The 20,102-nt window shown below is 66.7% G+C and carries 20 protein-coding genes and 2 pseudogenes; 15 read left to right on the forward strand and 7 right to left on the reverse strand.

Features of this window, described 5'->3' with window-relative positions; genetic code table 11:
* Positions 1–7: 7 nt before the first annotated feature.
* Positions 8–1,032, reverse strand: a pseudogene (locus E5206_RS11185) (HoxN/HupN/NixA family nickel/cobalt transporter).
* A gap of 144 nt (positions 1,033–1,176) precedes the next feature.
* On the opposite strand from E5206_RS11185, the gene E5206_RS11190 reads away from it, so the two are divergent.
* The 5 genes from E5206_RS11190 to E5206_RS11210 all read left to right on the forward strand — a co-directional run bounded on the left by E5206_RS11190 (position 1,177) and on the right by E5206_RS11210 (position 5,037).
* Complete coding sequence (locus E5206_RS11190) at positions 1,177–3,099, forward strand: plasmid pRiA4b ORF-3 family protein (RefSeq protein WP_168709325.1); 1,923 nt, start codon at positions 1,177–1,179, stop codon at positions 3,097–3,099.
* A gap of 81 nt (positions 3,100–3,180) precedes the next feature.
* Entirely contained in the window at positions 3,181–3,375 is a 195-nt protein-coding gene (locus tag E5206_RS11195) for a glycogen/starch synthase (protein ID WP_205759902.1), read from the forward strand.
* A gap of 26 nt (positions 3,376–3,401) precedes the next feature.
* Positions 3,402–4,046: a hypothetical protein gene (locus tag E5206_RS11200; protein ID WP_136322540.1), complete on the forward strand. Its 645-nt coding sequence runs from the start codon at positions 3,402–3,404 to the stop codon at positions 4,044–4,046.
* A 231-nt stretch (positions 4,047–4,277) separates the two neighbouring features.
* A complete protein-coding gene (locus tag E5206_RS11205; RefSeq protein WP_136322541.1) occupies positions 4,278–4,484 on the forward strand; it encodes a hypothetical protein in 207 nt (68 codons plus the stop codon).
* 10 nt (positions 4,485–4,494) lie between these two features.
* Positions 4,495–5,037 carry a DUF664 domain-containing protein gene (locus tag E5206_RS11210; protein ID WP_136322542.1) on the forward strand — a complete coding sequence of 181 codons (543 nt, stop codon included), beginning with the start codon at positions 4,495–4,497 and terminating at the stop codon, positions 5,035–5,037.
* A 75-nt stretch (positions 5,038–5,112) separates the two neighbouring features.
* Here E5206_RS11210 and E5206_RS11215 read toward each other — a convergent pair whose 3' ends face one another.
* Entirely contained in the window at positions 5,113–5,490 is a 378-nt protein-coding gene (locus E5206_RS11215) for a hypothetical protein (RefSeq protein WP_136322543.1), read from the reverse strand.
* Between the two features lie 273 nt (positions 5,491–5,763).
* On the opposite strand from E5206_RS11215, the gene E5206_RS11220 reads away from it, so the two are divergent.
* The 3 genes and pseudogenes from E5206_RS11220 to E5206_RS11230 all read left to right on the forward strand — a co-directional run bounded on the left by E5206_RS11220 (position 5,764) and on the right by E5206_RS11230 (position 9,075).
* Positions 5,764–7,338, forward strand: a complete 1,575-nt coding sequence (locus E5206_RS11220) for a sensor histidine kinase (protein ID WP_205759903.1) — start codon at positions 5,764–5,766, stop codon at positions 7,336–7,338.
* Positions 7,335–8,006 (forward strand): response regulator, encoded by a 672-nt coding sequence (locus tag E5206_RS11225; RefSeq protein WP_136322545.1) that lies wholly within the window; start codon positions 7,335–7,337, stop codon positions 8,004–8,006. Before E5206_RS11220 ends, E5206_RS11225 begins: the two co-directional genes overlap by 4 nt.
* A 49-nt stretch (positions 8,007–8,055) precedes the next feature.
* A pseudogene (locus E5206_RS11230) lies at positions 8,056–9,075 on the forward strand (LLM class flavin-dependent oxidoreductase).
* A 53-nt stretch (positions 9,076–9,128) separates the two neighbouring features.
* On the opposite strand, the gene E5206_RS11235 reads toward E5206_RS11230, so the two are convergent.
* The gene (locus E5206_RS11235) at positions 9,129–10,235 is read right to left on the reverse strand and encodes an acyltransferase (protein ID WP_136322546.1); all 1,107 of its coding nucleotides are present in this window, start codon (positions 10,233–10,235) and stop codon (positions 9,129–9,131) included.
* A gap of 361 nt (positions 10,236–10,596) precedes the next feature.
* On the opposite strand from E5206_RS11235, the gene E5206_RS11240 reads away from it, so the two are divergent.
* The 5 genes from E5206_RS11240 to E5206_RS11260 all read left to right on the forward strand — a co-directional run bounded on the left by E5206_RS11240 (position 10,597) and on the right by E5206_RS11260 (position 13,728).
* Positions 10,597–10,842 (forward strand): hypothetical protein, encoded by a 246-nt coding sequence (locus tag E5206_RS11240; RefSeq protein WP_136322547.1) that lies wholly within the window; start codon positions 10,597–10,599, stop codon positions 10,840–10,842.
* Between the two features lie 109 nt (positions 10,843–10,951).
* Positions 10,952–11,773: an amino acid ABC transporter substrate-binding protein gene (locus tag E5206_RS11245; protein ID WP_136322548.1), complete on the forward strand. Its 822-nt coding sequence runs from the start codon at positions 10,952–10,954 to the stop codon at positions 11,771–11,773.
* 35 nt (positions 11,774–11,808) lie between these two features.
* The gene (locus tag E5206_RS11250) at positions 11,809–12,474 is read left to right on the forward strand and encodes an amino acid ABC transporter permease (RefSeq protein ID WP_205759904.1); all 666 of its coding nucleotides are present in this window, start codon (positions 11,809–11,811) and stop codon (positions 12,472–12,474) included.
* Entirely contained in the window at positions 12,461–13,246 is a 786-nt protein-coding gene (locus E5206_RS11255; protein ID WP_136322549.1) for an amino acid ABC transporter ATP-binding protein, read from the forward strand. Before E5206_RS11250 ends, E5206_RS11255 begins: the two co-directional genes overlap by 14 nt.
* A gap of 161 nt (positions 13,247–13,407) precedes the next feature.
* Positions 13,408–13,728 (forward strand): GYD domain-containing protein, encoded by a 321-nt coding sequence (locus E5206_RS11260; RefSeq protein ID WP_136322550.1) that lies wholly within the window; start codon positions 13,408–13,410, stop codon positions 13,726–13,728.
* Between the two features lie 54 nt (positions 13,729–13,782).
* Here the strand turns inward: E5206_RS11260 and E5206_RS11265 are convergent, their stop codons facing one another.
* Together E5206_RS11265 and E5206_RS11270 are read right to left on the reverse strand one after the other, a co-directional pair.
* A complete protein-coding gene (locus tag E5206_RS11265) occupies positions 13,783–14,298 on the reverse strand; it encodes a hypothetical protein (RefSeq protein WP_136322551.1) in 516 nt (171 codons plus the stop codon).
* A 67-nt stretch (positions 14,299–14,365) separates the two neighbouring features.
* Positions 14,366–16,936, reverse strand: a complete 2,571-nt coding sequence (locus tag E5206_RS11270) for a PEP/pyruvate-binding domain-containing protein (protein ID WP_136322552.1) — start codon at positions 16,934–16,936, stop codon at positions 14,366–14,368.
* 63 nt (positions 16,937–16,999) lie between these two features.
* Between E5206_RS11270 and E5206_RS11275 the strand changes: the two genes are divergently transcribed.
* On the forward strand, positions 17,000–17,533 hold the full coding sequence (locus tag E5206_RS11275; RefSeq protein ID WP_136322553.1) for an isoprenylcysteine carboxylmethyltransferase family protein: 534 nt from the start codon (positions 17,000–17,002) through the stop codon (positions 17,531–17,533).
* Here E5206_RS11275 and E5206_RS11280 read toward each other — a convergent pair.
* The gene (locus E5206_RS11280) at positions 17,530–18,009 is read right to left on the reverse strand and encodes an ATP-binding protein (RefSeq protein WP_136322554.1); all 480 of its coding nucleotides are present in this window, start codon (positions 18,007–18,009) and stop codon (positions 17,530–17,532) included. The two genes, E5206_RS11275 and E5206_RS11280, sit on opposite strands and share 4 nt — an antisense overlap.
* A gap of 182 nt (positions 18,010–18,191) precedes the next feature.
* The gene (locus E5206_RS11285) at positions 18,192–18,368 is read right to left on the reverse strand and encodes a CsbD family protein (RefSeq protein ID WP_136322555.1); all 177 of its coding nucleotides are present in this window, start codon (positions 18,366–18,368) and stop codon (positions 18,192–18,194) included.
* Positions 18,369–18,577: 209 nt separating this feature from the next.
* On the opposite strand from E5206_RS11285, the gene E5206_RS11290 reads away from it, so the two are divergent.
* Positions 18,578–20,095, forward strand: a complete 1,518-nt coding sequence (locus E5206_RS11290) for a fumarylacetoacetate hydrolase family protein (RefSeq protein WP_136322556.1) — start codon at positions 18,578–18,580, stop codon at positions 20,093–20,095.
* Positions 20,096–20,102: the final 7 nt, after the last annotated feature.

Raw genomic sequence — 20,102 nt, forward strand, 5'->3', positions numbered from 1 at the left:
TCCGCGCTCAGCGGGGGCCGGGTCCTTCCGGCGGGTTGAAGGCAGCCGACCATTTTTCCTCGATCCGCCCGTACCGCCAGACTGCCAGGGCAAGGATCCAGGTCAGGACGAAGAGCCCGACGATGGCGTAGCCGGCGTTGTTCAGGTCCACCTGTCCGATGGCGGCCAGCGGACCGGTGGTGATGCCGGCTTTCTCGTCCAGGATCGAGATGAGTTCGATGCTGCCGATGATCAGGGCCACCGCCACCGAGAGTGCGGTGATGACCAGGTTGTAGTAGATCTTGCGCACGGGCCGGGCGAACGCCCATCCGTAGGCGAAGTTCATGAAGCACCCGTCAAGGGAGTCCAGCAGGCTCATCCCTGCCGCGAAGAGCACCGGCAGCGTCAGGATCGCGTACCAGGGCAACGCGAACGCGGCGGCGCCTCCGGCGAGGACTAGCAGGCTGACCTCGGTGGCGGTATCGAAGCCCAGGCCGAACAGCAGCCCGACGACGTACACCTGCCAGGGCCGGGTGATGACCCGGGTTGCGCGGCCGAAGAACCGGTTCATCAGCCCCCGGCTGTTCAGTTTCTCCTCCGGTGCGGCCTCGTCATAGCCAGGGCTCGCATTCCTGCGGACAGCAGCAGGCACAGCCCGAAGACGATGTTGGAATGTCCGAGCGAAAACCAGAATCCCACCGACAGCGGCCGGTTGCCGTCCTGCATGAGCTTGCGGGTGGTGTTGTCGATGGCCGCGATGTGGTCCGCGTCGAAGGCATGCCGCAGGCCTAGGATATAGGCGGTGACGCCGAGTCCGATCCCGAAGGCCTGGTCCGAACCCAGCGGGAGGTGCTGGGGTGCCACCACCCAGGCGAGCACACCCCAGCCGGCCCCGTGCAGGGCGATGACGACGCCGGCCATGGCCCCACCGATGCCCATTCCCGGCCGGTGAGTGCCTTTCCGATCCTCCCGAAGGATGAAGTCCCGGAACGGGTGCCGGTATTCACAGTTGACCTCCGGGTTCTGCCGCAAAGGGCGGACGGTGACTGACATTCCAGGCCTCAACGGAAGTGCATGCCGAGAGAATCAGCCTAACGGGGCCGGGCCGTCGATAAGGGAAATGTCAAAAACTGGCATGCTGCCCTCAGAGTCAGTAGCGTCATGGCAACAACCCATTCGTCAGCAGGCAGGTGCATCATGGGCAAGAACAGCAAGAACCGGCGCACGGGAAAGGGCCCCGCGGCGAAAAGCGGGCCCGGTTCCCAGGCCTCGGGGTCCGTTTCCCTGAGCGCCTTCCGTGCCGGCCGTGCCTTGGACGCACTCACGCCGGCTTTCGTCCAATGGTTCGACGACGGCTCACCAGGCGCCGCCACTGCCGCTTTGGAATACCTGAAGCAGGTGGAAACCGTCCTGGGCCGTTACCTGGACGGCACTCCTGCGGCAGAGGTGACGGGCTTCGAGCCTGTTGCCCTGGCGATCGCGATCTCCGAGGAATTCGCTGCCACGGCCGACGCTCCCGCCGCCGGGGTGGCCGACGTCGAGAACGCGGTCTTTGCCGTCGACGCCGTCCACGCCTACGTCGAATTCCTGTCCGAAACGGGCCGCTGGAGCGGGTCTCCGGAACAGCTGGCTGGCGTCGTGGACTTCTTCGAGACCATCGCGGAGGACGACGACGGACCGGGTTACCTCGAGGTGCCGGACATTCCCGAAGCAGAAGCCCTGAAGGTCTTCTCCGGGCTGCCGCTGATCCGGCGGGCCACGGCGCTGCTTCGGTGGATTGGAGACGGGAAGCCTGTCACCGGAACCGGTGCGCTGCGCCTGCGGGATATTGAAGCGGCGGCTGCCTGCGTCGGGGTGACCGTCAGAGGCGGCACCAAGCGGGCAGATTCCGCGCTGCCGGGCACTGCGGGTCCGGCGGACTCCGTACCGACGGTCCGGAGCATGTACGAGGTGCCGCTGCTGGCGCAGATGTGGTCCGCGCTCGAAGCCGCCGAGCTGATTGAGATCAGGTCAACAAAGGTGGTGCCGTTCGAGGACTGCGAAGGCTTCCTGACCGGCGGTCCTTCGGAACAGCTGGACGAGTTCTCGATGTTCACCTCGTGCTTCCTGACGGAGGCTGTGCTCCGCCACGATCCGGCGCAGCCCTGGGAAAGGATCATCGCCGGCCTGCAGGCATCGATCCTGATGGCGGCGGCCACGCCGGAACCGCCCCTGCTGGAACGCGTCCTGGCCGCCGCGGATCACGCGCCGGACGCCGAGAAGAGGATGGCAGACGCCCTGACCCGCGTGGCCGTGGGCCGGCTGGAAGCCCTCGCCGAACTGGGGCTGCTGGCCATCGACACTCATTTCCGGGTGCCGCCGGCGCTCATCCGCTGCGTGGCGGACACCTTCGACCACGACTGGGTGATGGCGGAGCTGGGCCTCGGCGAAGCCCCGGACGAGGCGGATGTCGAGCCGGGAGCTGCTGAGGCAACAGCCTTCGCGGCGGAACCGGCGGAACCGGCGGAACCGGCGCCGGCAGCGCCGCAGCAAGGTGCCCAGCCGGTTCTGCAGCTGAAAATCATGCTGAAAGGCTCAAGGCCGCCCATCTGGCGGCGGGTCCTGGTCCCGGCCGGCATGCCGCTGCCTCAGCTGCACGCGGTGATCCAGGCACTGTTCGGCTGGCTTGACTACCACCTGCACCAGTTCCAGACCGGAGGATTCCGCGGCCCCACCTACGCGCCGGTGGGCCCGGACGCCGAGGATGCTTTCTACGGCGAGCCTTCCCGCGACGAATCGAAGGCGACCGTCGGTCAACTGCTGCCGGCGGTGGGCACCACCATGACCTACACCTATGATTTCGGCGACGACTGGGAGCACGCCATCACGGTGGAGAAAATCCTGGTGGACGACGACGGCGTCGGGCAGCTCCCGCGGTGCACCGCTGGCCGCGGTGCCGCGCCCGCGGAGGACAGCGGGGGCACCTGGGGCTGGGCGAACATCGTCCAGGCCGTCAACGATCCACGCCACGAGGAGCACCAGGAATACCGGGAATGGCTGGGACTCCGGCCCGGCGAGACCTTGGACCCCAAGGCTTTCGACGTGGAAGAGGTCAACGAGGACCTGGCAGATCTCTTCTGAGGCCTGCCGCTCCAGATCCCAGCTCCATTCGAATACGTGCAGACCTCCGCGGTGGGCAGCCCATCGCGACAGACGCAGCGCGTGTTGTTCGCCAGCGCGGAGGCCTACCCGTTCGTCACGGTGGGCGGCCTGGCGGACGTCAGCAGCGCGCTGCCGAAGTGGCTGGCCGAGCTCGGCTTCGACGTCCGCCTGCTGATCCCGGCGTATCGAGGGCTCGGCGGGAGCCCGGTGCTGACCTTCGCGTTCCGTTCGGCCCGGTCGCGGAGCGCGTCGTAGTCCGCCGGCTGCCGCCGCTGGGCGGAGTGGACGTCTTCAGGCTCGGCTTTCCAAGGTGGTTCGACCGCGAGGTCCGGTACAGCTACCAGGACGGCGACGTCATGCCGTTCGTGCTGTTCTCCAAGGCAATCACCGCACTCGCGGCGCTGGACGCTTGGCGTCCGCACGTCATCCGCTGCAACGCACCTGGACTGCTCTCCGAAGGATCTGGAGATCTGCTGAATCCCCGAACGGGTGTGTGGGACACCGGGCGCCTGGCCGGGGTACTGACCGGCCCGACGCTGCCCCAACAGAGGTTATCGGTACGTCCTGCTCGACGACCGGCTCCTATGTCCCACCGACGGCGCCCACGGGGGCAACGACAGGGAGGACTTCGACGGCGCCGATCCGGCCAGCCCTCCTCGGCGGAAGAGGTCGAGAAGGCCGCCCGCGACGCCCAGGCCCACGGCTTCGTGCAGGGCTGCCCGGTCCTCGTGCTCGACGAGCCGACGACCGGTTTGGACGCCCGTTCCGAGGACGCGGTGATGCGGGCGCTTCGGGAGGTCACCACCGGGCGGACCACGGTGATCATCACGCACCGGATCGCGGCCGCGATGGCCCGCTTATGCGGCCGGCAGTGTTCCGCGCCCGCTTCCACCTGCACGAGCAGTGGAACGCAGAGGAATGTGTGACGGAACTGGACACGATCGCCAAGCGCGGGAGCCATGGCGTCATCCCCAAGGCCCCGGACGTGCCTTCCATCACGGCCGCCGTCGACCGGCTGGCACGGGCGGGGATCCCGGTGGTCACCCTGGTTACCTGCCGGCATCAGCGAAGCATTCGACGCTGCGGGCCGCCGCCCTACAGTGTTCATCGGCCACGACCTCGCCCCGGACAACGTGGCCTTACTGCGCGAGGGAAGAATGAGTGCGGTGCTGCACCACGACCTGAAGCAGGACATCCAGAGATGTTGCCGCATCATCATGCAGACCCAGGGCGCCCTGGCAGACGGCGATGCCGGCGAGCCCTCCAAGATCGACGTCATCACACCCTTCAACATCCCGCCCGGGGCCCTATCCGGTGCCGGGGCTTCCATGCAAGCATGGGGGCTCAGAGCCAATACACGGTAAGGGGACTGAATTGAAATCCAACGAACTGCTGCTGGACGCCTTCGGCCGGATCCATGACACCGTGGCCGCCACGCTTGGAGGGCTCGACGTCCAGTCCCTGGTCCGTCGGCCTGCGGGCAACGGAAACTCGATTGCGTGGCTGATCTGGCACCTCGGCCGGGTGGAGGACGCGCAGCTCGCCTCCGCCGCCGGCCTGGAACAGGTCTGGACCGCCCAGGGGTTCGCCCGCCGCTTCGACCTGCCGCTGCCCGAACGCGACACCGGTTACGGCCATTCGACCGACAAGGTCGACGCGGTGCAGGCCCCGCCGGCGCTGTTGGCCGAGTACTACGACGCCGTCCACCGGCAGACCGTGGAGTTCGTGAAGACTCTCGGCGACGGGGACTTCGACCGGATCGTCGACACCCGGTGGGACCCGCCGGTCACCCTCGGGGTGCGGCTTGTGAGCATCATTGCCGACTGCCTCCAGCACGTGGGGCAGGCCGCATACGCCAAGGGCTTGAACCCCGCGCACGGTGAGGGGGGCCGGACGCCAGCCGGAGGGCGGGACTGACTCCCGTCCTCCGGCTGGAGGGATGCCCGGCCGGATGCGCAGCAGCCTCAGTTGGCCGTCCGCACCGGAGCCGGGCTACCAGGTGCGCGCGTGCTGGTTGCCGTCGTTCATATGCCGGTGACCCAGATTGTCAAACCAGCCGTCCTTGTCGTGCCGGAAACCGTCGCGACCGATCCACCACCCGTTGAAGTCGTCGTCGGAACGCCAGTTACCGTTGTCGTCACGCCAGCCCGATCCGTCGGACCAATCGTGCCAACGGTTCTGCGCGTCCCACCAGCCATGCTGGCTGTCGTGCCGGTTGTTGTCCTTCATCTGGTGGCGGATGTTGTTGGAAGAGTTGTGGTCCCAGCTTCCGGCGGTCGGGGCGGCCGCGCTCGCCGGCAGGGCGCTTGCGCCCAGGCCCAAGGCCAGCGTCGCCGTGGTGGTGCCGAGAACACGCATGATCTTGTTCATTGGGATAGTCCTTAAGTGGGGGTGGTAGTCGTGTGAATCACGCCACCGCTGATACCCCAACGATAGGAAGAAGGCCAGCAGCGGCCCTAGGCTTCCGTACCTTGCGAAGGTTATGAGTCATCATTCATGTTTTGAGCCTTTAGCTCACCGGCACTCTCCTTTCAGATGCTTCCTTCAATCCAGCTGTGGGCTCTATCACATAAACTGGGGAAGGTGAGGATCCCGGGTCGGCGGTTAAAATCGAAGCCGCTCGCATCACAGATTCTGGTGTGGGTGCTGTGCATCCTGTTGCTGACCGTCGCCGGCGGGGCGTTCCTCTATGACCGGATCAGCAACCACACCATTGAAAACCAGTACCGACTGCGTGCCCTGGCGATAGCCACGACTGTGGCCCAGATGCCCGACGTCGCGGCAGCCCTGCAAACCGGGGACCCGTCCCGGTCGATCCAGGCGGTGGCAGCCTCCGTTCAGTCCCAGGCGCATCCGGACTACGTCATTGTCACCGACCGGAACGGCGTCCGGTTCGCCCACCCGGACCCGGACCTCATCGGAACGGTCGTGCACGAGCCCCTGGAAGTACGGGATGGCCAGACTCACGTCGGCACGGAGCCCGGCCGCCTGGGACCGTCGGCCAACGCCAAGGCGCCCATCCGTGCGGGCGACGGCAGCGTGATCGGTCAGGTATCAGTGGGTATCCTGGAAACAACCGAAGACAAGGACCGGGGGCAGCAGACCTGGCTCATCGCCGGCTATTCGGCAGTGGTATTGCTGATCGGTGCCTTGGGCTCGCTGCTGCTGGCGCGCCGGATCAAAAGGGTGACCTTCGACCTCGAGCCGGCCGAGATCGCCTCCTTGCTGCAGGACCGCGAAGCGCTGCTGCACGGCATCCGCGAGGCGATGATCGGCGTCGACGACGGCGGCCGCGTCACCGTGATCAACTCCGAGGCGCGCCGCCTGCTGCATCTGGACGGGAGCATCCTCGGCGAACGGCTTGAGGACCTCCTTCCGGCGGGGAGGCTCCTTTCGCTCCTCACCGGAGAGCTTGCCGGCACCGACCAGGTGGTGATCACCGAGGACGCCCTGCTGGTGGCCAACCGGATGGCAGTCAGCCAGGGCGGAAGGAGCATCGGCGCCGTCGTGACGCTGCGGGACCGCACCGAGGTCGAGGGCCTGGTCCGGGACCTGCGCTCGGTCCGGGGCCTGATGGAAGCGTTGAGGGCGCAGGAGCATGAGTACGCGAACCGCCTTCATGTCGTGGGCGGACTGCTGGAGATGGGCGACGTGGACCAGGCCCGCCGGTTTGTCTCGGGGATTTCGGACACCTCGCGTTCCCTCGGCGAGGGCCTGCGTTCCCGGGTGGAACCTCCGGAACTGGCGGCCCTGCTGCTGGCCAAGATCACGGTTGCCGCGGAGCAGGACGTACACGTCACGGTCACGGATGATTCACAGCTGCGGCAGCCGTTCCTGGACACCCAGTCGCTCCTCACCATCATCGGAAACCTCCTGGACAACGCCGTCGACGCCGTCGCCGGGCAGGCCGCACCCCGGCTCGTCATGCTCCAGCTCGATGATTCCGCCGGCATCTTCATCTCCGTAACAGACAACGGGCCCGGCATCCCGGCGGAGATGCTCGGTGATGTGGCCATCGACGGGTTCACCACAAAGGAGCAGCGTCCCGGCATCCGCCGGGGCATCGGACTGGCGCTCGTTGCCAGGATCGTGCACCGGGCCGGGGGGACATTGGATGTCTTCCCCGGGCCGGGAGGACGCTTCGAGGTCTGGCTGCCCGAGCCTGAGCCTGGACATCCGCTCCACGAGCCCGCGTCGATGGGGGAGGGACCGGCATGATCCGCACCCTGGTGGTCGATGACGACTTCCGTGTCGCCCGGATCCACGCCGCCCGGGTGGACAGGATCGAGGGATACGAATGCGTAGGAGAGGCCCACACCGCGGCGGCCGCGCGCGCAGCCATCGCAGAGCTCAAACCGGATCTCTTGCTCCTTGACGTCTATCTGCCGGACGAGGACGGGATCAGCCTCCTCCGTTCACTCCAGGCGCGCGGGGAGAATATCGACGCGATCATGATCACGGCGGCCAGGGACCTGGCAACTGTGCGTGCCGCCATGCGCGGGGGAGCCGTCTACTACCTCGTCAAGCCCTTCGGCTTCGAACAACTTCAAACCCAGCTTGACTCGTACCGCCGCTGGCGCCGGGAGGCGGACGCACGGACCGTCGCCGACCAGGCCGCCGTCGACCAACTCTTCAACCTCAGGCGCGGACCGTCCCCGGCCGGCGGGAGTCGCCGCCTCCCGCCGACCATGCAAAAAGTCCTCGACACCGTAGTCCTCGCCGGACAACCCATCAGTGCCTCCGATATCGCGGACCGCATCGGTATCAGCCGCCCGACAGCCCAGCGGTACCTCAGTGAACTGGAACGCAAAGGACTCCTGCAGCTTCATCTGGCCTACGGCGCGACCGGAAGGCCGGTGAACACCTACCTGCCCCTTGATTCCTAGGGCCTGGCGGGCACGTCCGGGAATGCCCGGCTTTATGAGAAGGTTGGCTATGAAACGGATTGGCTTTCTGTCCTTCGGGCACTGGCGCAACGTTCCCGGTGCGCGCGTCCGTTCCGGCCAGGAATCCCTCCTGTAGGCGATTGAGCTGGCGGTGGCCGCGGAGGAAGTCGGGATCGACGGAGCGTACTTCCGCGTCCACCACTTTGCCGAGCAGCAGGCCTCGCCGTTCCCGCTGCTCGCCGCGATTGCCGCGCGCACCTCCCGGATCGAGATTGGCACCGGGGTCACTGACATGCGCTACGAAAACCCGCTCTACATGGCCGAGGAGGCCGCCGCCGTCGACCTCATCAGCGGCGGCCGGCTGCAGCTGGGGGTCAGCCGTGGCTCGCCCGAGTCGGTGGTGGCCGGCTACGAGGCTTTCGGGCACCTGCCCGAGGCCGGCGAGTCCGACGCCGACATGGCCCGCTGGCACACGGCGCTCTTCCGGACCGCGATCTCCGGCGCAGGCATGGCCCGGGCCAATCCGCAGCTCAGCGGGCACACCGGACTGGTCCCGGTTCAGCCGTTGTCACCAACGCTCCCCGAGCGGATCTGGTGGGGTGCCGGAAACCGTGCCAGCGCCCGGTGGGCGGGACAGCAGGGCATGAACCTCATGTCCTCGACCCTGTTGACGGAGGACACCGGGGTCCCCTTCGATGAGCTGCAGGCCGAGCAGATTGCCGGCTACCGCGAGGCCTGGGCAGCGGCCGGCCACCTGCACGCTCCGCGGGTGTCCGTATCGCGAAGCGTTATTCCGCTGATCGATGACGAATCGCGGCGGTACTTCGGGCTGCGTGCCCAGGCCGAGGCACGGGACCAGGTGGGCTACCTCGACGGCGGGTTGGCCCGATTCGGACGCAGCTACGTCGGCGAGCCCGACCGGCTCGTTGCGGAGCTCGCACGGGACGCGGCCGTGGCCGAGGCGGACACGTTGCTCGTCACGGTCCCGAATCAGCTTGGCGTGGACTTCAACGTCCGGCTGCTCGAGACGATTTCCCGGCACCTCCGGCCCTCATTGGGATGGGACTGACGCGGGCGCCGGTGCTGGGACGGTCAATCAGCCCCGGGGAGTTGTTCGCGCTGTCAGGCGTGCGCCCGGTCGAAGCGATCGCGCGCGATGCGTCCGAGCCTTTCGACAGTGTGCCAGCTGATGACTGCCAGGAGCAGGGTCAGCAGGATGGCCGCCACGGCCACCAGCGGCGGCAGATCCGCCGTCGATCCGCCGTTAAGCCAGAGAATGACGGCATAGTTCCACAGGTACGCGGCGTAGGAAACGGTGCCCAGCAGTTGCAGCGCACGTGTCCACTTGGGCATCCCTCCGGTAGCGGAGGCGGCCAGCACCACCAGGACAGCCGCCGCCGCCATGGCCAGCGGACCCCCCACGAAGAAGAAGGCCGGCGTTTCGTTGGCCTTGGGGAAGAAGATCAGCGTGGCCAGGACGAGGATCGCGCCGAGCAGGGCCGCCAGCCTTGGCCGGCGGCCCGCGAACCAACTGAACACCCGCACCCGGTAGAGGCGCAACGCCGAACCGATGATCAGCCCGAGCCCCCACGTCGTCGGCAGCGCGTAGACCAGGGAGTGGAGCTGCGGGGCCAGGATCAGCATCGCCAGCACACTCGCCGTCATAAGCGAAACCACGACGGCGGCAGAGGCGCCGATCAGCCGTCCCTGACGGTTAGTCCGCAGGGCGAACACCAGCAGCGCCGGCCAGATCAGATAGAACTGTTCTTCCACCGCCAGCGTCCAGAGCGGTCCGATGGCCAGGCTGACGTCGAACGGCAGCGGCAGGTCTTTGAGGTAGCCCAAACCGGCCAGGACCGTATAACCGATGATGCCCTTGGACCGGTCTCCGAGGACGTCGGCCGACAATTCCACGATGGCATACACGCCCAGGAAGGAAATGAGTGCCGGCAACAGGCGGAAGGCCCGATGCGCATAAAAACGGCCATACCGGATTTTGCGATGCTGTCCGATATCCCTGAGCAGCACGCCGGTGATCAGGTACCCGCTCAACACAAAGAAAACAATGACACCGACGATGCCGGCACCTTGGAATATTCCGGGCCAGGAATGTCCCAACAGAACCGCGCCAACGGCGGAACCGCGAAGGACGTCCAGGCCGTCCAGCCGCCGTCGAACTGTAGTTTGCGGGATGGCCGTCCCGACTGTTCCATCAATTAGTAACGCCACATAACCTCCGGGGCCTCTATCTGGCCGGTTCCAACTTCAGCTGAATTAAGGCAAAACCGACCCACGCCTGTTGATACGAATGTGAATGCAGGGGCAGTCCTGCGCCCTTTCCCATTATCCCCGAGTTGGCTGGACGGAACCTGACTCCCCGGCAACCCGATGATCCGGGGCCTGCAATGTCCCATTTCCCGTATGATTCAAAAATGCGTTCTACCCACCTTTTTTATATGCGAACGTCTCTTCTACGAGACGGGGCGCACCAGTGTTCAGGACCCTGGTGTTGTCCGCCCCGTTGACGGGACCGGCGTTGTCCGCACGCGTGCGCACGATGATGACGGTCCCTCTCCCGCGGAGCGCGGCCATGATCCTCCTGGCCGGTGGCGCACTGTTCCTCACCGGGTGCCAGCCGGTCTCCGTGCTGAACCGCACCGTGGATGTCACGCCGGCTACCGCCCCGGGCACGGAAGCGGCCTCCGGGCACTCCGCCGGCATGGACCTGCACTTCCTGGACACCTCGTTCGGAATCACCTGTGCCACGGATTCCGTCGGCGACAGCAGCCGCGGTACCGCCGCACTGATCTGCTCCTGGCGGACCGCCCCGCGATGAGGTGCGCGGGGGTCTCCAAACCAGGGCGAGATCTTGCTATCGTCGCTAGGGACTGGCGCCATGCGGCACAGCTGGCGAGCCCCTTCCGGCCCTACAACGAAGGACCATCATGAAGCACACACGACTTTCAGTATTCGGCCTCATTGCAGCTGCAGCACTCGCCGTGGCCGGCTGCGGGTCGGCGTCCACCACTCCGGCCAGCTCAGCACCGGCGGCCGGCACGGACACCTCGTTGAGTGACGTAAAGAGCGCAGGCGTGCTCAAGATCGGCACGGAAGGCACCTATAAGCCGTTCTCCTTCCATGCCAACGGAAGCGGCGAACTGACCGGCTATGACGTGGAGATCATCACGGCCGTCGCGGGCAAGCTTGGCGTCAAGCCGTCATTCCAGGAAACACAGTTCGACGCCATCTTTGCCGGCCTTGAGGCCAAGCGGTTCGACGTCGTCGCCAACCAGGTTTCCATCACGGACGAGCGCAAAGCGAAGTACGATTTCTCCACCCCGTACACCGTGAGCACCGGCGTCATTGTCACCAAGGCCGACAGCAACAGCATCACCTCTTTCGACGGCCTCAAGGGCAAGACCACGGCGCAATCGCTGACGAGCAACTGGTACAAGCTGGCGCAGCAGAGCGGCGCCAACGTGGAAGCGGTGGAGGGGTGGGCGCAGGCCATCACGCTGCTCAAGCAGGGGCGCGTTGACGCCACCATCAACGACAAACTGACCTACCTGGACTACCAGAAGACCGGGCACGACGACAGCATCAAGATTGCCGCCGAGACCACGGACAAGTCGCTGAGCGCCTTCGCCTTCCGCAAGGGCTCCACCAGCCTCGTCGAGGCCGTCAACAAGGCCGTCGGCGAGCTGCAGGCCGACGGCACCCTGGCCAAGATTTCCCAGAAGTACTTCGACGCTGACGTCTCGAAGTAGCGGATGGAAGCCGTCGAAGAACGCTGCGGTAGGGCATGACCATCAACTGGGATCTCGTGTGGAGTTCGCTGGGACCCATCCTGATGGGCGGGATTACCGGCACCATTCCCTTGGCGCTGGCGTCGTTCGGCCTTGGGCTGCTGCTGGCCCTGCTGATAGCCCTGATGCGGCTGAGCCGTAATCCTGTCCTCGCTGCGATCGCGCGGATCTACATCTCGGTAATCCGCGGCACCCCCCTGCTGGTCCAGTTGTTTGTCATTTTCTACGGGCTGCCTTCCATCGGAATCACCATCAGCCCATGGCCCAGTGCGATCATCGCCTTCTCTCTGAATGTGGGCGGGTACGCCGCAGAGGTCATTCGGGCGGCCATCCTCTCCGTCCCCAAGGGGCAGTGGGAGGCGGGACACACCATCGGCATGTCGCGGCGCCAGGCACTGGTGCGGATCATCCTGCCGCAGGCCGCGCGGGTCTCGGTGCCGCCCCTGTCCAACACCTTCATCAGCCTGGTCAAGGACACGTCGCTGGCTTCCCTGATCCTCGTTACCGAGCTGTTCCGCCAGGCGCAGCAGGTAGCAGCCTTCAGCCAGGAATTCATGCTGCTGTACCTGGAGGCAGCCGTCATTTACTGGATAATCTGCCTGGTCCTCGCCAGCGGACAGTCCGTCCTGGAGAAGAGGCTGGACCGCTATGTCGCCCACTGAATCCACGCTCCCGGACGCCGCCGCGCTCCTGGCCGTCCGGGGACTGCGCAAGGCGTTCGGCCCGCACGAAGTGCTGAAATCCATCGACATCGACGTCCGCCGGGGCGAAGTCGTCACCCTGATCGGGCCGTCCGGGTCAGGCAAGACGACGGTCCTGCGGTGCCTCAACGGGCTCGAAGTGCCCGACGCCGGCGTCGTGGAGGTCGCCGGCGAACTCAGCGTCGACTTCTCCACACCGGTGTCCAAGAAGCAGCTGGCCGCGCTGCGGGACCGCAGCGCCATGGTGTTTCAGCATTACAATCTCTTCCCTCACAAGACCGTCCTGGAGAACATCATCGAGGGCCCGGTCCAGGTGCAGAAGCGGCCCAAGGCCGAAGCGGTCCAGGAAGCCAGGGAACTGCTGGCCCGCGTCGGGCTGGCCGACAAGGAGAACAGCTATCCCTTCGAGCTCTCCGGCGGGCAGCAGCAGCGTGTCGGGATCGTCCGTGCGCTGGCCCTGCGCCCGCAGCTTCTGCTTTTTGACGAGCCGACGTCGGCGTTGGACCCGGAGCTGGTGGGAGACGTCCTGACCGTCATCAAGGAGTTGGCGGACGAAGGCTGGACCATGGTCGTGGTCACCCATGAGCTCGCATTCGCCCGCCAGGTCGCCGACGAAGTCATCTTCATGGACGGCGGCGTCGTCGTCGAACGCGGCCACCCGGACACCGTCCTGCGCGACCCGCGGGAGGAGCGCACCCGGCAGTTCGTGGACCGGCTGCTGAACCCGTTCTAGCCAGGGCCACGACCTCAGGCCCGCGTTATTGTCCGGCGGACTGCGGAAGCCTACACTATGCTGTCAGCCCCGCTCGGGGAATGGAATCGGGACCCTCTCATGGGATCCAGCCGTGGTCGCATGAGGTGCGCGTCCTGACCTTGTACAGGACGGTAAATGCCATGACCAAGTATCTGTGTCGAGCAAATTATGTTGGCGAAGGAATCAAGGGCCTGATGCGTGAGGGCGGTTCGAAGCGTCGGGACGCCGTCATTGAGTCACTTAAATCCGTCGAGGGATCCGTGGATAGCTTCTACTATGCCTTTGGCGAGACGGACGTCTTTTGCATCTTGGATATTCCGGAGCAGTCCAGCGCAGCGGCGCTGTCGCTGATGATCAACTCCACGGGGGCCGTGACCCTGAACCTGACGCCGCTCATGACGCCCGAGGACATAGATGAAGCCGCCCGGAAGACACCTTCTTACCGGGCGCCGGGGCAGTAAGGGGCACCACGCCGGAACGGGAACAGCCAGGGCGCCGTCGTCGTGGGCCCGGGGTCAGCGGCGGCGCCAGAACAGGTCGCGCACGAAGTGCGCGGCGGGCACGCCCAGCCAGATGACGATGGGGACCGTCAACACGGTCGTGATAAGGGTGCGCAGGACCAGCGGGAGTCCGCCGAGCAGCGGTGCCACGAAAAAGTTCAGCGCCACCGAGGTCGGGAAGAGGGCGATCCAGACCCACAGGGCGGTCTTCCACCGTGGCGGCGCTGTTGCCAGTTGGCCCGGAGTGTCTCCCGCCATGCCGCTGTCCAGATCCGCCAGCGACAGGTGGCGGCCGGGTCCCTCCATGAGCAGTTCACACTCCTGCAGATGCCCGGCGCGCTGTTCGCTTTGTTCCCAGACCGTCAGATCCCGGGCACGCAGGAAGCTCAGGCCGACGATGACTTCCTGGCTGGCATCCGCATCCCGGAGCCGGATGTTCGAGTGCAGATAGCCGGGAAATGTCTTGGCCGTGTTGCACAGCTGGGTGGCCCGTTCGAGCAGCAACCCGCCTTGTGACTCCTTGGCGCGCATGGCGACGGCAATGGTGATGGGAAGCGTGGGAATACCTTTCAGCGGGGTCCGAAACGTTCCAAGGGTACTACCGCTTCAGTCTCTCATTGGCGGCCGTGACGGATCCGGCGTCGCCGTTGACTGTGACACACTGCCCGTCCGTCAGCACGGCCGTGGCGTTGCGGGTTCCCATGACGGCGGGAATGCCGTATTCGCGGGCCACGATGGCGGCGTGCGAGCCGGTCCCGCCGGCATCGACCACGACGGCGGCGGCACGCTGGAACAGCGGCGTCCAGGACGGATTCGTGTAGGGGCAGACGAGGATCTCCCCGCTCCGCAGCGCGCCGAAGTCGGCCGGTCCGCGGACAATGCGGACGGTCCCCGTGGCCGTGCCGCGGCTGGCACCCATACCGGTGACGAGGGCGTCGCGCTGTGGCTTGCGGTCCAGGAACAGGGCGTCCAGATCCACCACCGGTGTCGCGGCCAGTTCCTGGCGCTTCGCGGCCCGGGCGAGGACGGCGGTCCGGAGGCGGTCCCGGTCTGCGGCCAGGAGGGCGGCGGCGTCGCTGACCGCACAGAGTTCCTCAAAGCGCAGGTGGAAGACGTCCCCGGCCTCATCGAGGACCCCTGCTGCCCGCAGCCGTGCGCCGAGTTCCAGCAAGGCCCGGCGCAGCGGCGGCAGCAGCATGGTGGCGTAGAAGTGGGTGTCTTCCCGAAACGCCATCCCCGCCTTGGACCCATCGACCGCGGTGAAGACCTGCCGGCGCAGCCAGGGATTGCGCAGGGCCGGGTGGTTGCCGAGTTCGCGCAGGGCCTGGCCGGTCTGGTCCGTGGTCCGGCCCTGGTGCCCGAGGAGAACCTTCACGAGTCCCAGGACCACCTCCGGTGTCTCCGCCCAGGTCGGTGAGCTGCTCAGTGCCACGCTGGTGGATTCGCGGTGCCCGTACTCGGTGAGGAAATCGCTGAACGCCGTGTTGAATGCCGTGTACCGGGGGTCGCCGGCCAGGCGCGTCAGCAGGTCCGCCGGCGGGACGACGTCGAACAGGTGCATCAGGCCCTCGTCGGACCGGACCCGGCCGGCAAGGCGTTCGAGTTCGCGGTTCGCGTCGCCGGTGCGGGTCGGTGCCCCGGCGATCAGTGCCGGTCCGAGCCGCCGCTTCCCCAGCAGGACCAGCAGGGGCCAGAGCTTGAGCTGGGACAGCAGCAGCCCGGGCAGGTAGGACACCCGCAGTGCGGTGATCGGTCCGACAGCGTCAAAGATGTGCTGGACGTGGGTGGTGAGTTGCTGCCAGGAAAGCTGCCGCGGATCAACGCGGTTGAGCCGGCCGGCCTCCTCGAGGTACGCGGCGAGGCGATGGTCGTCCTTCCAGCGGGACAGTTCAAAGCGCCTGGCCCGGGCGAGGACTGAGAGGGGGGCCGCGAGCATCCTGAGCGTTGGGCGCGGCACCGGGGGAACAAGCGCGACGACGACCCCGCCTTCTTCGGGGAGTACCTGTGCGGGGGAGGGGAACGCGACCCCGACGCTGGCGGTCATTTCGCGGAGCATGACCAGCAGCGCGTGCTCCAGCCAGCCGGACACATCCAGCGGGTAGGGTCGCTGGTTGAACATTTCGGCATAAAACGGGCCGAGCTTCTTCTGGAAGGCGTTGAGCCGGGCCGGTTCTGCAGGCAGGGCCGTCATCGGCCGCGCCTGCAGCACGAACACACGGCTGCCGGCCACGGCCCATTCCATGTCCTGCGGTGCTCCGAAGTGTGCCTCCGCCCGGCGGGAGATCCCGGCGAGGGTGGCCAGTTGCCGTTTCGTCAGCGACGGGGCGTTTCCTGGCTCTCCCGCTGATTCCACGGTGCCTCCGTCCGGGGCGGGTCGGATGACCACCTCGTGGCCGCCCGGTGTCCATCGCCGGAGGTGGCCGTGGCGGGTGGCCACGTAGTGTTCGGGCGTGACGCGCCCGGAGACCACGGCCTCACCGAGTCCCCGGCTGGCGTCCAGGACGATTCCGTCCCGGCGCCCGGTGACCGGGTCGGCGCTGAACATCACACCGGCAACCTCGGCATCCACCATGGTCTGGACGACGACGGCGATTGATAGGTCCTCCGGCCGGATGTTCAGGCGGCCGCGGTAGGAGATGGCCCGGTCCGTCCAGAGCGATGCCCAGCATTCTTCGACCGCCCGGATGAGCGCGTCCTCGCCCGCAATGTTCAGGAAAGTGTCCTGTTGGCCGGCGAACGCGGCCCCGGGCAGGTCCTCGGCGGTGGCACTGGACCGGACCGCAACCGCTTCTCCGCCCAGCCGGCGGTAGGCGGCCAGGATCGTGTCGCGCAGGGCGGGCGGCATCGAGGCTGCGGCAAACGCCTCCCGGATCCGGGCCCCCTCAGCCCCGGCCAGAAGCAGCCCGGCCAGCGTTGCCCCCAGTCCCGTTTCGTCAAGCAGGGCGGTATAGGCCGCCGTCGTGATGATGAAACCGGCCGGCACCGGGAACCGGGCCCGGACCAGTTCAGCCAGGTTGGCGCCCTTGCCGCCGGCCAGCGCCACGTCCGCTGCCCCGAAATCGGTGAGGGAGCCCACCAGCGGTGGCGGGGAGCGGTGCCCGGTCCGGCTCGAGGGCGGCGTCGGGAGGGGCACGTGCTGTTTTCGGCGTCGTCGAACCCATTTGCCCATACCCGGAGTATCGCAGATCATGGCCGCTTGTCCCTGGTCCTCGGGCGGTTCAGAATGATCTACATGACACCCTCCGGAGAAACCGCGGCTGAGAAGAGGCGTGCGGCTCTTGGCACCGCCCTGTTCGCGGCCGCGCCCGCGACAGCTGCCGGCCTCCTTCCGTGGCTGTTGACGCACTGGAAAGTTCAACGCCCGGTGCCGGGCGGTCTGCCGGCGCAAGGTGCCGGCGTCCTGCTCATCGGCGCAGGCGCGGTGGTGATCGCGAGTTCCTTCGTCCGGTTCGCCGTCGAGGGAATCGGGACTCCGGCGCCCTTCGCGGAGACCAAACACCTGGTGGTCGGCGGCCTTTACGGTTTCGTGCGGAACCCCATCTACGTGGCCTTGGCGGCCGCCGTCACCGGACAGGGCCTCCTGCTCGGACAGCCGAAGCTGTTCGGCCTGGCAGCGCTGGGCGCGATCCCGGTGGAGGCATTTGTCAGGTTGCACGAGGAGCCTGGGCTGGCGCGCAAATTCGGCAGCGAATATGAGGCGTATCGCGAAAACGTCCCGCGCTGGCTGCCGCGGCTCACTCCCTGGCGGCCCGCAACGGCTGGCTAGTCCAGCGGCAAAGTTATCGTCACACACGTTCCTGCGGCGGCCGAGTGGATAGTCATCTCTCCGCCGGCCGAGCCTACGGCGAGGCGCATGAGCCGCAGTCCCATGCCGGTGTGGCGCCCAGCGGTGGCGTCCGGGATGTCGAAGCCGCCGCCGTCGTCGGTCACTTTGAGTTGAATACCGTGGCTGATGCCGTGGGCGACGCAGCCCAGCCGGACCGTCACCGCCGATGCTTGGGCGAATTTGTAGATATTGCTGAGGAGCTCCTGCGCCGCCCGGTACAGAAGTGTTGCCGACTGCCGGTCCACTTCCATCCCGTGGTGCGGAGTCTCCAGATGCACCACGGTCCCGCGTTCGCGGAGGGGATGAGCCAAGCGGTCAATTGCGCCGGCGACTCCAAGGACATGGAAATCGACCGGATGGGTATCAGTGAGGACGCCACGTACGGCGACGACTTCATCGCTCAGTAGTGATTTCATCTTCCTACTGTGCGCTTGTGTTCTTGGCTTTTTCTTGTGCCGCGCCGGGGACAATGGACCTGGCTGGCTGGTAGTGCTGCCGGCGGCAGGAATGCCCGGGAATCAGCCCACCGCTGCACGGCAAGGGGCGCAGCCCGTCCGGGCCGCACCCCTTTCCATGCTCGAGTTTTCCGGCTCGAGGATCAGTGCTTCCTGAACGCGCCCCTGATCTTTTCGCCGGCCTGCTTCAGATCGGCCCGGAAGTGGCGGGCCTTGCCCTCAGCCCGGAGCCGGTCATTGCCGGTGGCGGCACCGGCTGCTTCCTTGCCCCTGCCGTGGAGTTTCTCGGCAGCGATATGGATCCTGTCACCCCAACCCATGATGGTCCTCCTTGATCGGCGGCCCTACTCGGCGTGATTGCCGTGGAGACCGACAGTTAATTGTAGGGACGGACCGGGCAGAAAGGCACCTCCCGGCACTCAGGAGACCAGGACGGGTGGGGCCCGGGATCCGAAATACCACCTGCCCTTGACGTGGCCCGGATCACCAGCCATGATTGATCGTATACGATGTTATACACGATCTGGAGATGGTCTTGACCGAACATATCAGCACCCCGGAAGCGGCGCTTCGCGCCGTCGACGCGGCGACCCTGCAGCAGGCCCGCAAGGTCCTGGCCGTCCACCTCTCCTACCCGTCCAGGGCGGCCCAGCGCGGACGGGTCCCGAAGGAGCCGTCCTATTTCATGAAGGCATCCTCGTCCCTGAGCCTGTCGGGCTCGGCCGTGGAACGCCCCGCCGGGACCGAACTGCTCGCCTTCGAAGGCGAGATAGCGCTGATCATCGGACGGACGGCCCGGCGCGTCGGCCTCGAGGATGCGTGGAGCCATGTGGGCGCCGTCACGGCCGCCAATGACCTCGGCGTCTACGACCTCAAATACGCGGACAAGGGGTCGAACATCCGGTCAAAGAGCGGCGACGGTTTCACACCCCTCGGTCCGGACCTGATCCCCGCGGACAGGGTTGATCCGGGTGCCTTGAGGATCCGGACCTGGGTCAACGGCGAACTGGTGCAAAACGACACCACGGAGTCACTCCTTTTTCCGTTCGCGCAGATCATCGCCGACCTTTCGCAGCTCATGACCCTCGAACCCGGCGACGTGATCCTCACGGGCACTCCGGCCGGCTCTTCGGTGGCGGTGCCGGGCGACGTCATGGAAGTCGAGGTCGAGACGCTGGCGCACGACGGCGGCGCGCCGCTGAGCAGCGGCAGGCTCACGACGACCGTGGTCCAGGGACGGGGATCCTTTGCCGACTACGGTTCCAAGCCCAGGATCACCGACCAGGACCGGGTGGAAGCCTTCGGCTCCGCGGCGGCGGCAGGGCTGCTGCCGGAGGCCCCGGTCCTGACGCCGGAGCTGAAGGCCAAGCTGGAGTCCGTAGCCACCGCCACCCTGTCCTCCCAGCTGCGCAAGCGGGGCCTGAACAACGTCAGCATTGACGGGCTGCAGTCCACCCGTCCGGAGCGGCGGGTCGTCGGGCTGGCACGGACCCTGCGGTATGTACCCAACCGGGAAGACCTCTTCAAGAGCCACGGCGGAGGATTCAACGCCCAGAAACGCGCCATCGACTCGGTCAACGAGGGGGACATCCTCGTGATGGAAGCCCGCGGCGAAAAAGGAACGGGCACCATCGGCGACATCCTGGCGCTCCGTGCCCAGGTCCGCGGAGCGGCCGCCGTCATTACCGACGGGGGAGTGCGGGACTTTACCGCCGTCGCCGGCCTGGACATGGTGACCTACTTCGCCAACCCGCATCCGGCGGTCCTGGGACGCCGGCACATCCCGTGGGACACGGACATCACCATTGCCTGCGGCGGAGCCACTGTCCAGCCGGGCGACATCATCGTCGCCGACGCGGACGGCATCCTCGTCATTCCGCCGGCTATCGCCGCGGAACTGGTTGAGGACTGCATCGCCCAGGAGCAGGAGGAGGAGTTCATCTTCGAAATGGTCAGGCAGGGCAACAGCGTGGACGGTCTCTATCCGATGAATGCGCAGTGGCAGGAAAAGTACACCCAATGGCGTGCCGCCAGCCGGAACCGCTAGGCCGGCC

Origin of the sequence: Arthrobacter sp. PAMC25564 (assembly GCF_004798705.1) — a bacterium.
Lineage (GTDB): Bacteria > Actinomycetota > Actinomycetes > Actinomycetales > Micrococcaceae > Arthrobacter.